The sequence below is a fragment of the Mycobacterium sp. genome (genome assembly GCF_049673265.1).
Lineage (GTDB): Bacteria > Actinomycetota > Actinomycetes > Mycobacteriales > Mycobacteriaceae > Mycobacterium.
Map to the genome: position 1 here is coordinate 1 of NZ_JBATXN010000298.1, position 12,373 is coordinate 12,373.

The 12,373-nt window shown below is 64.7% G+C and carries 13 protein-coding genes and 1 pseudogene; 3 read left to right on the forward strand and 11 right to left on the reverse strand.

Annotated elements, in window-relative coordinates:
- The 4 genes from WBF82_RS10375 to sepIVA all read right to left on the reverse strand — a co-directional run.
- A partial coding sequence (locus WBF82_RS10375; RefSeq protein WP_424382951.1) for a DNA-formamidopyrimidine glycosylase family protein occupies positions 1–245 on the reverse strand: 245 nt, incomplete at its 3' end.
- A 5-nt stretch (positions 246–250) separates the two neighbouring features.
- Positions 251–940: a ribonuclease III gene (rnc, locus tag WBF82_RS10380; RefSeq protein ID WP_424382952.1), complete on the reverse strand. Its 690-nt coding sequence runs from the start codon at positions 938–940 to the stop codon at positions 251–253.
- The gene (locus WBF82_RS10385; protein ID WP_424382953.1) at positions 933–1,520 is read right to left on the reverse strand and encodes a YceD family protein; all 588 of its coding nucleotides are present in this window, start codon (positions 1,518–1,520) and stop codon (positions 933–935) included. Before WBF82_RS10385 ends, rnc begins: the two co-directional genes overlap by 8 nt.
- Positions 1,521–1,572: 52 nt before the next feature.
- Positions 1,573–2,310, reverse strand: coding sequence for a cell division protein SepIVA (sepIVA, locus tag WBF82_RS10390; RefSeq protein WP_424382954.1), 738 nt, complete (start codon positions 2,308–2,310; stop codon positions 1,573–1,575).
- Positions 2,311–2,560: 250 nt separating this feature from the next.
- Here sepIVA and WBF82_RS10395 point away from each other — a divergent pair, with 250 nt between their 5' ends.
- Together WBF82_RS10395 and purU are read left to right on the forward strand one after the other, a co-directional pair.
- On the forward strand, positions 2,561–3,760 hold the full coding sequence (locus WBF82_RS10395) for a permease (RefSeq protein WP_424382955.1): 1,200 nt from the start codon (positions 2,561–2,563) through the stop codon (positions 3,758–3,760).
- A gap of 57 nt (positions 3,761–3,817) precedes the next feature.
- Positions 3,818–4,753, forward strand: coding sequence for a formyltetrahydrofolate deformylase (gene purU / locus WBF82_RS10400; protein WP_424382962.1), 936 nt, complete (start codon positions 3,818–3,820; stop codon positions 4,751–4,753).
- A 39-nt stretch (positions 4,754–4,792) separates the two neighbouring features.
- On the opposite strand, the gene WBF82_RS10405 is transcribed toward purU, so the two are convergent.
- Positions 4,793–5,269 carry a MarR family winged helix-turn-helix transcriptional regulator gene (locus tag WBF82_RS10405; RefSeq protein WP_424382956.1) on the reverse strand — a complete coding sequence of 159 codons (477 nt, stop codon included), beginning with the start codon at positions 5,267–5,269 and terminating at the stop codon, positions 4,793–4,795.
- A gap of 191 nt (positions 5,270–5,460) precedes the next feature.
- Between WBF82_RS10405 and WBF82_RS10410 the strand changes: the two genes are divergently transcribed.
- Positions 5,461–6,069 carry a hypothetical protein gene (locus tag WBF82_RS10410; RefSeq protein ID WP_424382957.1) on the forward strand — a complete coding sequence of 203 codons (609 nt, stop codon included), beginning with the start codon at positions 5,461–5,463 and terminating at the stop codon, positions 6,067–6,069.
- 54 nt (positions 6,070–6,123) lie between these two features.
- Here WBF82_RS10410 and coaD read toward each other — a convergent pair whose 3' ends face one another.
- The 6 genes and pseudogenes from coaD to WBF82_RS10440 all read right to left on the reverse strand — a co-directional run.
- A complete protein-coding gene (coaD, locus tag WBF82_RS10415; RefSeq protein ID WP_424382958.1) occupies positions 6,124–6,618 on the reverse strand; it encodes a pantetheine-phosphate adenylyltransferase in 495 nt (164 codons plus the stop codon).
- A gap of 22 nt (positions 6,619–6,640) precedes the next feature.
- Positions 6,641–7,195: a 16S rRNA (guanine(966)-N(2))-methyltransferase RsmD gene (gene rsmD, locus WBF82_RS10420; protein ID WP_424382959.1), complete on the reverse strand. Its 555-nt coding sequence runs from the start codon at positions 7,193–7,195 to the stop codon at positions 6,641–6,643.
- Positions 7,196–7,208: 13 nt separating this feature from the next.
- A complete protein-coding gene (locus WBF82_RS10425) occupies positions 7,209–10,592 on the reverse strand; it encodes a pyruvate carboxylase (RefSeq protein WP_424382960.1) in 3,384 nt (1,127 codons plus the stop codon).
- A 22-nt stretch (positions 10,593–10,614) separates the two neighbouring features.
- Complete coding sequence (locus WBF82_RS10430; protein ID WP_424382961.1) at positions 10,615–11,304, reverse strand: vitamin K epoxide reductase family protein; 690 nt, start codon at positions 11,302–11,304, stop codon at positions 10,615–10,617.
- 31 nt (positions 11,305–11,335) lie between these two features.
- On the reverse strand, positions 11,336–12,100 hold the full coding sequence (locus WBF82_RS10435; protein WP_424382963.1) for a DsbA family protein: 765 nt from the start codon (positions 12,098–12,100) through the stop codon (positions 11,336–11,338).
- A gap of 95 nt (positions 12,101–12,195) precedes the next feature.
- Positions 12,196–12,373: pseudogene (locus tag WBF82_RS10440) on the reverse strand (alpha/beta hydrolase); the annotation flags it as partial.

The window sequence follows — 12,373 nt, forward strand, 5'->3', positions numbered from 1 at the left end:
CCGCTCATGCCGAGGTGGACGACCAGCGCGCAATCCCCTTCGTCGAGGGTGAGCCACAGGTATTTTCCGCGCCGATCGGTGCCGGTGATCCGGGCGTCCAGCAGCCGCGCGGTCAGGTCGGCCGGGCCGGCCTCGTGGCGGCGCACTGCGCGAGGGTGATGAACGCGGACGGCGGTGATGGTCCGGCCCACCACGTGGGCCTGCAAGCCGCGCCGCACCACCTCAACCTCGGGTAGTTCGGGCATCTACATCACGCGCTGTCGAGCACGCTCAGCGTTTTCCACGCCGCCGCGGCGGCATGCTGCTCGGCTTCCTTCTTTGACCTGCCCACGCCCGACCCGTAGTCAGTGTCGGCCACTTTCACCACAGCGGTGAATTCTTTGTGATGGTCAGGTCCGGTCGAGGTGACCTGATACGACGGCGCGCCCAGGCCGCGGGCGGCGGTCAGCTCCTGCAGGCTGGTCTTCCAGTCCAGTCCGGCGCCCAGCGTCGGCGCGGCGTCCAACAGCGGACCGAACAGCTGCAAAATCACCTCGCGCACACCGTCCATACCCAGGTGCAGGTAGATCGCTCCCAGCAGCGATTCCATGGTGTCTGCCAGGATGCTGGATTTGTCGGACCCGCCGGTGTTGATCTCGCCGCGCCCCAACAGCAGATACGCGCCGAGGCCGTCCCCGGTCAGCTTCCGCGCGACTTCGGCCAGCGCCTGGGTGTTGACAACGCTGGCCCGCAGTTTGGCCAGATCGCCCTCCGAGCGGTCGGGGTGTCGGTGGAACAATTCGTCGGTGATAGTCAGGCCCAGAACCGCGTCGCCGAGAAACTCCAAGCGCTCGTTGGTGGGCAGACCGCCGTTCTCGTAGGCGTAGCTGCGGTGGGTCAGCGCCAAGGTCAGCAGCTCATCGGGCAATTCGACGCCGAGCGCGTCGAGCAGCTCATTCACTCCGGCCCCCGTCGTTGTCGGGTCGCAACCCTGCAGCCAGCTTGGCCCACCGCGGGTCGATCTCATCATGGTGATGATCGGCCCCGGCGGTTGCCAGCGCGACGCCGCACTGCGGACACAACCCCGGGCAGTCCGGCTGGCACACCGGCGAGAACGGCAGCTCCAGCCCGACCGCGTCGATGATCGGCTGCTCGAGATCGACGAAGTCACCGACGACTCGCCCGACCTCGTCCTCCTCGGTGGTCGCATCGGTGATGCTGTCCGGATAGGCAAACAGCTCGGTCAGGCCAACTTCGACGCTCCCGCGCACCGGCGTGAGGCAGCGGGAACATTCGCCGGTGGTGGGCGCGGTCAGCGTCCCGGTCACCAACACGCCTTCGGACACGGACTCGACGCGTAGATCGAGCTCCATGGGCGCGCCGGCATCGACGGCAATCATTTCCACACCGATGCGTGACGGGCTGGGCACGACGTCATGCAGGGCAAACATCGCGCCCGGACGCCGTCCCAAGCGCGCGATGTTAACGGCTAGCGGCGATCCCGGACGCGGCTTCGCCGATTGGCGGTGGTGCCGGGCCATAGCCGCAATCCTACGGGCGGCGCTGGGCCGCCTCTTGCCGCCGGTAGCAGGACTAGCGCTGCGCGTAGTCGTGCACGCCCGCCGCCGTCCGCAGCTGGTGGCGGCCGCGGTTGACCGAGCGCAGGGTGCTGTTGAGGTGCTCCTCGAACTCGGCCAGCTTGCTGTCGACGTAGATGTCGCATTCACCACGGAGTCGGTCGGCTTCGGCGTGCGCCGCGTCGATGAGTCGAGAGGCCTCGGCGTTGGCCGATTGCACGACCTCGGTCTGGGACACCAGGCGCTGCTGCTCTTTGATGCCTTCTTGCACGGCCTTCTCGTAAGAGATGTTGCCGTTCTCGACAAGCCGATCGCACTCCGACTTGGCGCGTGCCGTGGTGGCCTCGTACTCGCGTTTCGCCGCCGCCGCGATACGAACCGATTCCTCACGCGCTTCGGAAACCATTCCTTCGCTGTGCTGGCGCGCTTCGCCCACCATCCGGTCGGCCTGCGCTTTTGCTTCGGCCAAGATCCGGTCCGCCTCCGCACGGGCGTGGTTGAGCATCGATTCCGACTCGGTGTTCGCCGAGGACATCACGGAGTCGGCATGCGCCTTGGCCTCGTGCAACAGCGAGTCGCGCGCGTCGAGCACGTCCTGGGCGTCATCCAGCTCACCCGGGATCGCGTCCTTGATGTCATCGACCAGCTCGAGCACGTCGCCGCGAGGCACCACGCAGCCCGCTGTCATCGGCACACCACGAGCTTCTTCGACAATCGCGCCCAGCTCGTCGAGCGCCTCAAAAACTCGGTACACGGCAACACCCTTCCGGCATCGTTGTTGTTACCAGTGTGCCTGCTGTTGCGCCTGTGACTGGGTTGCTCGGCCCGGTGTGTCGGACATTGAGCGACCGGAACGGTGCCACTTACCTGCACACTTGGCGCCATTATGTCGGGTCGGGCAGATTTGCCGCAATTATGGAAGGGCGCGACGGTGATGTCCGGTTGGCGCTATATCCCCCTGGGCGTCTATTGATTGATGGGGCCAAGGCAGACAGACGGCCGAATTGGAGGGTCTGGTGGTAACCGAAGCGGTGAGAGCGGTCGAGCATGCGTTGGCGCTTGCAGGGTCGATGACGTGGGAAATCTTGTGGGCGCTGATTCTGGGGTTCACGCTGTCAGCTGTCGTCCAGGCCGTCGTGCGTCGATCGACCATCGTGGCCCTGCTGGGTAACGATCGGCCGCGCACCCTGGCCGTCGCGGCGGGACTGGGCGCGGCGTCTTCGTCGTGCTCGTATGCGGCGGTGGCCCTGGCCCGGTCGTTGTTCCGCAAGGGCGCCAACTTCACCGCGGCGATGGCCTTCGAGATCGGTTCGACGAATCTGGTGGTGGAGTTGGGCATCATCCTGGCCCTGCTGATGGGCTGGCAATTCACCGCCGCGGAGTTCGTCGGCGGCCCACTGATGATCGTGGTGCTGGCTGTGCTGTTCCGGCTTTTCGTGCGCTCGCGACTGGTTGATGCCGCCCGCCAGCAGGCTGATCGTGGCCTGGCGGGGTCGATGGAAGGCCATGCCGCGATGGACATGTCGGTTCAACGCGAGGGTTCGTTTTGGCGGCGGTTGTTCTCGGCGGACGGCTTCACCTCGGTGTCACATGTGTTCATCATGGAGTGGACCGCGATCCTTCGTGACCTCATCCTGGGTCTGTTGATCGCGGGCGCTATTGCGGCTTGGGTTCCCGAATCGTTCTGGCAGCACTTCTTTTTTGCTGATCATCCGGTTTGGTCGACGATATGGGGACCGATCGTTGGCCCCTTCGTGGCGATCGTGTCCTTCGTCTGCTCGATCGGCAACGTGCCGCTGGCCGCGGTGCTGTGGAACGGCGGCATCAGTTTCGGCGGCGTCGTCGCGTTTATTTTCGCCGACCTGTTGATCATTCCGATCTTGAACATTTATCGGAAGTACTACGGCACGGCGATGATGCTCACGTTGCTGGGCACGTTTTATGCCGCAATGGTCGCGGCCGGTTACCTTGTCGAATTGATCTTCGGCGCAACGAGTCTCATTCCTTCGCAGCGGAACGCAACGGTGATGCAGTCCGAAATCTCGTGGAACTACACCACGTGGCTCAACATCGTCTTCCTGGTCGTCGCGACAGTTCTGGTAATCCGCTTCGTCGCTACCAACGGCATCCCGATGCTGCGCATGATGGGCGGCTCCCCCGACATGGAAAACGAGCATCACGATCACAGTCACGAATGCCACTAGCGGGGCTATCCTGGCCCGCGGGCGGCCCCGGGGCCGTCACCATCGTATTGAGAACTACTGGTGAGGGGACTCATGACAATGCCCTCCGCGCAGCCACAGCCCGATAACTACCTGCCGCCACCGGGCGGTCCGCCGCCGCCGGCGGATATCGGTCGGCTACTCCTTCGTTGCCACGACCGGCCAGGCCTGATCGCGGCGGTCAGCAACTTCCTTGCCCAGGCCGGCGCCAATATCATTTCGCTGGATCAGCACTCCACCGCGCCGGAGGATGGAACATTTCTGCAGCGCGCCATTTTTCACCTGCCCGGCCTCACAGCTGCGATCGACGACCTGGAGCGCAAATTTGCCACCACCGTGGCCGACAAATTCACTATCGACTACCGGTTCGCCGAGGCCGCTAAGCCCAAGCGGGTCGCCATCATGGCCTCGAAGGAAGATCACTGCTTGTTAGATCTGTTGTGGCGCAACCGCCGTGGTGAACTTCCGATATCGATTGTCATGGTGATCGCCAACCATCCAAACCTAGCCGAGCACGTACGGCCGTTCGGCGTGCCCTTTGTGCATATCCCTGCGAATCGCGACACCCGCGCCGAAGCCGAGCAGCGTCAGCTTCAGTTGCTGGCCGGCAACGTCGATTTGGTGGTGCTGGCTCGCTATATGCAGATACTCAGTCCTGCGTTCCTCGATGGAGTCGGCTGTCCGCTGATCAACATTCATCACTCGTTTCTGCCCGCCTTCACCGGTGCGGCGCCCTACAAGCGGGCGCGGGAACGCGGTGTCAAACTGGTCGGCGCAACCGCCCACTACGTCACCGAGATGCTCGACGAGGGCCCAATCATCGAGCAAGATGTCGTGCGCGTCAACCACACCCACACCATTGACGACCTCGTGCGTGTCGGCGCCGACGTCGAGCGGGCGGTACTTTCCCGCGCCGTGCTGTGGCACTGTCAAGACCGCGTCATCGTGCACGACAATCAGACGGTCGTTTTCTAAAGGCCGAGCGCGAGTAACGTTGGCCTGCGCGGAAACTCGCTACTTCTGTCGCACGTGCTGCGCCCTCGGGGACGCACATGTCGCCGCGTCGTCGACGGGCCGGTCCCCGGCCCTATACAGAAGTCGCTTGAGCTGGCGCCGTTCGGCAGGGCTCAGGTGCGCCAATATCTTGTCCTCGGCCGCATCAACGGCCGCTTCCGCTCGTTTGAGCAGCGCCTTGCCCTTGCGGGTGAGCTGAGCGGGCAGTGCACGGCCCGACGGAGCGGTGTCCGGGCGGGTCACCGCGCCCATATCTTCCAGCTCGTGCAAAACCAGGTTCATCGCCTGCGCGGTGACGTGCGTGTGGCGGGCAAGATCGGCGCTGGTGCGGCCCGGATACGTCTCAAGAATCCGCAAGCAGACGAACTCCGGCAATCCCAGGCCGAGCGGTCGCAATGCCGTCGTCGCCTCGGGGCGCAATCGCGCCATCAACCGGCGGACAAGAAAGCCCAGCGTTTGATCCTCGATTTCGCTCATCCCAGACATGCTGACACGGATCACCCGGTCTGAGGCCCTGATCCCGGCGCGTGGCTGTTCGATATTCTTCGGCATTCTGCCCCGATATCAAGTTCCTTGACACGTATCCCCCGGCCGCGTATCAAGTAACTAGATATAAAAAGTGGCGGCTGGACCTGGTGGTTAGTCGCCGTTATGTGAAGGAGAACAGGGTGTTCGGTGGATTTTCTGGTGGACCTGGCTACGGTGGACCCGGCTTTGGCGGGCACGGCTGGGGTGGCCCGGGTTCTGGTGGGCCCGGTTTCGGTGGACACGGTTACGGTGGACACGGTTTCGGTGGACACGGTTTCGGCGGGCATGGTTTCGGCGGTCCCCGCAAGCGGGTAGTGGTCGGCACCGCCGCCCTGCTCCTCGACGGACCGGCGAGCGCTGCGCAGATCGTGCAGCGGGTTTCTGAGGCCACCGACGGCGCTCTCACGCCTCCGGAGCCGATCGTCGAGCTTGCAATCGGGCACCTCGCAGGTCGCGGCCTCGTGACGGTCAGCGACGGGGTAGCCACTCTGACCGAGCAAGGCACCAATGTGTTGGCGTGGAAGGGCATTACCAGTGCAGGCATCCACGCGAGGCTCGCTCAGGCCGCGAAGTTCGGCGATGTCATCAAGATCCGTTGGGGACTTGTCGAGCTTGCCGGTCTCGCGCGGACGATCGTCTGGTCGGGAACGGATGCGCAGAAGGAGAAGCTGACCGAGGCGCGAACCAAGGTTTTGACCGCGATCACTGAAGCCAAGCAGTCACTGCACGGCGCGCTCGCCGAGAGCTGACAGAACCAATCACCAGCGCGGCCCCTCCGCTCGGTCGCGCTGGTGGTTTCTCGCTTACCCGAGCCCGCGTCCAGCCTGCCGCAGTTTTTCGGCCAATCGACGATTCACCGGCTCCGGCAGCAACTCGGACACATTGCCGCCAAGCATCGCGACCTCTTTAGCCAGCGACGACGAGACGAACGAATACCGCGGCGTGGTGGCTACGAAGAAGGTGTCGACGCCGGCGACGTGTTTGTTCATTTGCGCCATCTGCAGTTCGTATTCGAAGTCGGTGCCGGTGCGCAGCCCCTTCACGATCGCCGTCATGCCGCGCGCAGTGACGAAGTCGACGACCAGACCCTCCCCGGCTTCCACCCGCAGGTTGGGCAGATGCGTCGTCGACTCCTTGATCATCGCGATCCGCTCGTCGAGGTCGAACATGCCCTTCTTGGCGAGGTTGACCAGGATCGCCACCACCACTTCGTCGAATTGGGCTGCGGCGCGCTCGAAGACGTCGATGTGGCCCAATGTCACCGGGTCGAATGATCCCGGGCATACCGCGCCGCTCATTGCGAAGACGCTACACGCCCAACTACAACCGTTCGGCCAGCTCCAGGCGGGTGTCGCCGTAAACCCGTAGCGGCCAGGGCTGCCAGCTCGGCGGCCAGCTCAGCGCCTGGCTGGTGGTGGCGCGCTCAATGACGGCGAGCGTTCCTTCGCGCGTCCAGCCATGTGTAGTCAGCGCGGCCAAAGCCGTGTGAATATCGGCCGTCTCGACGTCGTAGGGCGGGTCGGCCAACACCAGGTCGACCGGCGCTGTCGTCCCGGCAGCCAGCACCGCATTCACCAGCCCCCGGCGCAGGGTCGCACCGGGCAGGCCGAGGGTCGCGATGTTGCGTGCAAGCACCGCCGCCGCCCGGTGGTCCGACTCCACAAACAACGCCGACGACGCACCGCGGGACAGCGCCTCCAGACCCAGCGCACCTGACCCGGCGTAGAGATCCAACACGGACATGCCGTGGAGGTCCCGCCGGGCGGTCACGATGTTGAACAGCGATTCCCGGACCCGATCGGTGGTCGGCCGGGTCCCCCGCGGCGGTACCGCGATGCGTCTCCCACCCGCGACGCCGCCGATAACGCGTGTCATGCGCCGCTCCTCCTCAGGTGAGCACCACCAGCAGGTCCCCGCCCTCGACCTGGGCGGTAGCGGACACCGCCACCCGTTCCACGGTGCCGTCGGCGGGCGCGGTGATCGGCGCTTCCATTTTCATGGCCTCGATGGTGGCGATGGTCTGGCCGGCAGCCACCTGATCGCCGGCGGAGACGCCGACGGTGACTACCCCGGCGAAGGGTGCTGCGACGTGGTTGGGATTGGCCCGGTCCGCCTTCTCCGCGGTGGGCATCTTGCTGGCGATGCTGCGGTCGCGGACCTCGACCGGGCGCAACTGACCGTTGATGATGCACATCACCGTGCGCATGCCGAGTTCGTCGGGCTCTGAGATGGCTTCCAAACCGATCAGCAGCTCCACACCGGGTTCTAGTTGCACCCGGTGTTCTTCGCCTTGCCGCAGGCCGTAGAAGAACTGGTTGGCCGACAGCCGTGACGTGTCACCGTAGCTTTCCCGATGAGCCTCGAATTCCTTTGTGGGCCCCGGAAATAGCAATCGGTTGAGGGTGGCTTGACGCTTCGCGCCGAGCAGCCCGAGCGTGGCCTCGTCGTCCGGCGTCAGTTCCTCGACGGGCCTGGCCGGGCCCCGGCCGGCAAGGGCCTTGGTGCGCAGCGGTTCTGGCCAGCCGCCTGCCGGATCGCCCAACTCGCCGCGCAGAAACCCCAGCACTGATTCCGGGATGTCGAATCGCCCCGGGTCTGAAGCGAATTCGTCTGCGCTCACCCCAGCGCCGACCAACGCGAGCGCTAAATCGCCAACCACCTTCGACGAGGGCGTAACTTTGATCAGCCTGCCCAGCACCCGGTCGGCACCGGCGTAGGCCTCTTCCACCTCCTCGAAACGGTCTCCCAAACCCAGCGCGATGGCCTGTTGGCGCAAATTCGATAATTGGCCACCTGGAATCTCGTGGTGGTAAACCCGTCCCGTTGGCCCCGGCAACCCAGATTCGAAGGGCGCGTATACCTTTCGCAATGCCTCCCAATACGGCTCGAGCGCGCACACTGCCGACAGCGACAAACCGGTGTCGCGCTCGGTGTGCGCGGCCGCGGCGACGATCGAGCTCAGCGCGGGCTGGCTGGTGGTTCCCGCCATCGGCGCGGCGGCACCGTCGACGGCGTCGGCGCCCGCGTGCCAGGCCGCCACATAGCTCGCCAGTTGCCCGCCGGGAGTGTCGTGGGTGTGGAAATGCACCGGCAGGTCGAAGCGGCTGCGCAGCGCACCGACGAGTTTTTGCGCCGCCTGTGGCCGCAGCAATCCGGCCATGTCCTTGATGGCCAACACGTGCGCGCCCGCGTCCACGATCTGCTCGGCGAGTTTCAGATAGTAATCGAGCGTGTAGAGCTGCTCACCTGGATCGGACAGGTCACCGGTGTAGCACATCGCGACTTCGGCTATCGCAGAACCGGTTTCGCGCACTGCGTCAATCGCTGGGCGCATCGACTCAAGGTTGTTCAGAGCGTCGAAGATTCGGAAGATGTCAATACCGGTGCGCGTCGCCTCGTCCACAAACGCCGACGTGACCAACTCGGGATACGGCGTGTAGCCAACGGTATTGCGGCCACGCAGCAGCATCTGCAGACAGATGTTGGGCATCGCTTCACGCAGCGCGGCCAGCCGTTCCCAGGGGTCCTCTTTGAGGAAGCGCAGCGCCACATCGTAAGTCGCACCTCCCCAACACTCCACCGAAAGCAGTTGCGGCATGGTGCGGGCAAGGTAGGGAGCGACCATCACGAGGCCGCTGGTGCGCACTCGGGTGGCCAGCAGCGACTGGTGGGCGTCGCGGAACGTGGTGTCGGTGACGGCTACCACGGGCGATTCTCGGAGCCAGCGCGCGAAACCCTCCGGCCCCAACTCGACCAGCCGTTGCTTTGAGCCCGGCGGCGGCGCGGCCTCCAAATCGACGTCGGGCAATTTGTCGTGCGGATACATCGTCGAAGGTCGTGAGCCGTGTGGTTTGTTGACGGTCACGTCGGCCAGGTAGTTGAGGATCTTGGTGCCGCGGTCGGCCGACGATCGCGCCGTGAGTAGTTGCGGGCGCTCGTCGATGAACGAGGTGGTGATGTGGCCGGCCTGGAAGTCCGGGTCGTCCAAGACCGCTTGCAGGAACGGGATATTCGTCGACACACCACGGATGCGAAACTCTGCGATCGCGCGGCGGGCCCGGTTCACCGCGGTCTGGAAGTCACGGCCCCGGCAGGTCAGCTTGACCAGCATGGAATCGAAGTGCGCGCTGATTTCCGCGCCCAAATTCGTGCCGCCGTCCAGCCGGATGCCCGCCCCGCCCGGACTGCGGTAGGCGCTGATCCGGCCGGTGTCCGGCCGGAACCCGTTGGCCGGGTCTTCGGTGGTGATGCGGCACTGCAAAGCCGCACCGTGCGGCCGGATCGCGTCCTGTCGCAGGCCTAAATCGTCGAGTGTCTCACCGGCGGCGATGCGCAACTGGCTGGACACCAGGTCGACGTCGGTGATCTCCTCGGTGACCGTGTGCTCGACCTGGATTCGCGGATTCATCTCGATGAAGACGTAATGCCCGCGCTCGTCGAGCAGGAACTCCACCGTGCCCGCGCAGCTATAGCCGATGTGGCGGGCGAAATCCACTGCGTCGGAGCAGATCTTGGCGCGCAGTTCCTGGGGGAGATTCGGAGCAGGCGCCAACTCGACGACTTTCTGGTGCCGCCGCTGCACACTGCAGTCCCGCTCGTAGAGATGAATGACGTTGGCGTGCGTGTCGGCCAGGATCTGGACCTCGATGTGGCGTGGGTTGATCACCGCCTGCTCGAGGTACACCGTGGAATCCCCGAAGGCCGATTCGGCTTCTCGGCTGGCGGCTTCGATGGCCTCGGCCAATGCCGCGGGATCGGCGACCCGCCGCATCCCGCGGCCCCCGCCCCCGGCGACTGCCTTGACGAAAAGCGGGAATTGCATCTTCGCGGCGGCAGAAACCAACTCCTCGACAGACGCTGACGGCGCCGAAGACGCGAGTACCGGCAGACCGGCTTCACGCGCCGCCGCGATCGCACGGGACTTATTGCCAGTCAGCTCAAGCACTTCGGCGCTAGGCCCGACGAATGTGATGCCCGCGTCCGCACAGGCGGCCGCCAGCTCGGGGTTCTCAGACAAGAATCCGTATCCGGGGTACACCGCGTCGGCGCCGGAACTTCGTGCCGTGTCGATGATTTCATCGACCGACAGATACGCCCGCACCGGGTGGCCGATCTCGCCGATCTGATAGGACTCGTCCGCCTTGAGGCGGTGTACGGAATTTCGGTCTTCGTAGGGGTAGACGGCGACAGTGCCGATGCCCAGTTCGTACGCGGCGCGAAACGCGCGGATGGCGATCTCGCCGCGATTGGCAACCAACACTTTCGAGATCACGCGCGTACCCTACCTTGGATCCTTATAGAAGCGTCGACCAGTAATCCCAGAACCGGGCCAGAATCAGCAGAAACACCGCGGTAAACCAGAGCGCGGCGATCGACCAACGCCATCGGTAGAGCTCATGCATTACCGGGCTGGTATGGCTTTCGTCGGCCGGTCGCAACGCAATCGAGGCGACCACCACCAACAGTGAGATGGTGGCCACCCACACCACCATGCAGTAGGGGCACAATGCCCCTATCCGGTAAAGACTTTGGACGATCAGCCAGTGCACAAACGCGGCCCCGGCCAGTGTTCCAGCAGCTATTCCTATCCAATACCACCGTGGCAGAGGCACTTTCGCCACGGCCAAGACACCGGTCACCGTCACGACGGTGAACGCGGCGATACCGATGAGCGAGTTGGGGAAACCCAGCACCGAAGCTTGTGGTGTCGTCATCACCGAACCGCACGACACAATCGGGTTGATATTGCACGACGGCACGTATGACGCATTGAGCAGGATCTTGATCTTCTCCACCGTCAGCGTGGTCGACGCGATCAGCCCAATGATCCCGGCGATCAGCACCCAGCATGCGCTGGCCAGCGGCACCGGCGGCCCGTGCCAGGACGGCGAAGCCGAACCTTGCGTCGGCTCGCCAGCTTGCGCTGACACCTCTCCGGTAGGAGCGCCACTCTCCTCCGCAAGCGGGAGGTGCCCCCACCTCATCGCTGCTCCCTATCAATGCCGCTGACGCGGGTCACGACGCTGGTGGGGTCGCCGCCGAGTCGAGGCCGGGGACATCCCCGACGATCTCTTTGATCTTGGCCACCAGCGCATCCGGCGTCGACCACTGGTAGTCCTGGCCGTTGATGCGGACCGTCGGGGTGGCGTGAATGCCAGCGGCCGAGGCCAGGCCGTCGACCATTGAGGTGTACTTGCCGGCCTTGATGCAGTCTGGAACCTTGCCCACCACGCCGGCCTCACGGGCCAGCTCGGTCAGTTTCGCATTGTCGGGGAATGTGGTGCCGGTCTCCGAAGGCTGTATCTCCTTGGTGTACAAGGCGGTGTGGAAACGCCGGAAAGCGTCGATCGACTCATCGGCGACGCAATAGGCCGCATTGGCGGCTCGCGACGAGTACTCCTCGTTCTGTGGTCTGCTGAGGAACCCCAGCATGTAGTAGTCGGCGGCGATCGCGCCGCTGTCGATCAGCTTCGACACCGTCGGCCCGAACGCACGCTCGAAGTTCCCGCATGCCGGGCACAGGAAGTCTTCGTAGAACGTCACGTCGGCTTTGGGTTTGCCGTCTTGGGTGATCAGCTTGCTCGACGTCACCCGCACCGCGTGCTCGGCGCCGGAAGACGTCTTTTTGTTATGCGAGATCACGATGTAGCTGACCAGCGCGACGGCGAAAAGCATCACGATCGCGGTCAGCCCGATCCGGACCAGCAGGTCCCGTCTGCGCCCTGCAGCGTTCAGGTCGTAGCTGGCTGGGCGTTTTCCTTTGGCGGCTCTGGCGGCCATGGGCTCGCTCACCCTCCGTCGTGTGGTGGTCGGTGGATCCGATCGCGGCGCGATCGGCGATAGCGTCTAAGCGTACCGGCGTCGGTCGCTCCTGGTCAGACGCGGCTGAGGTGAGCCCGTAACGCCGAAATCAACTCGGTGGTGGCGACGGCACAGCCGCCGCCGAGCTGGAACAAGTTGGCGAAGGCATGGGTGAGCGACCCCATGGAGCGCAAGTCGACGGGTGTCCCGGCAGCGCGCAGCGCTTCCGCGTACTGCTCCCCCTCGTCGCGC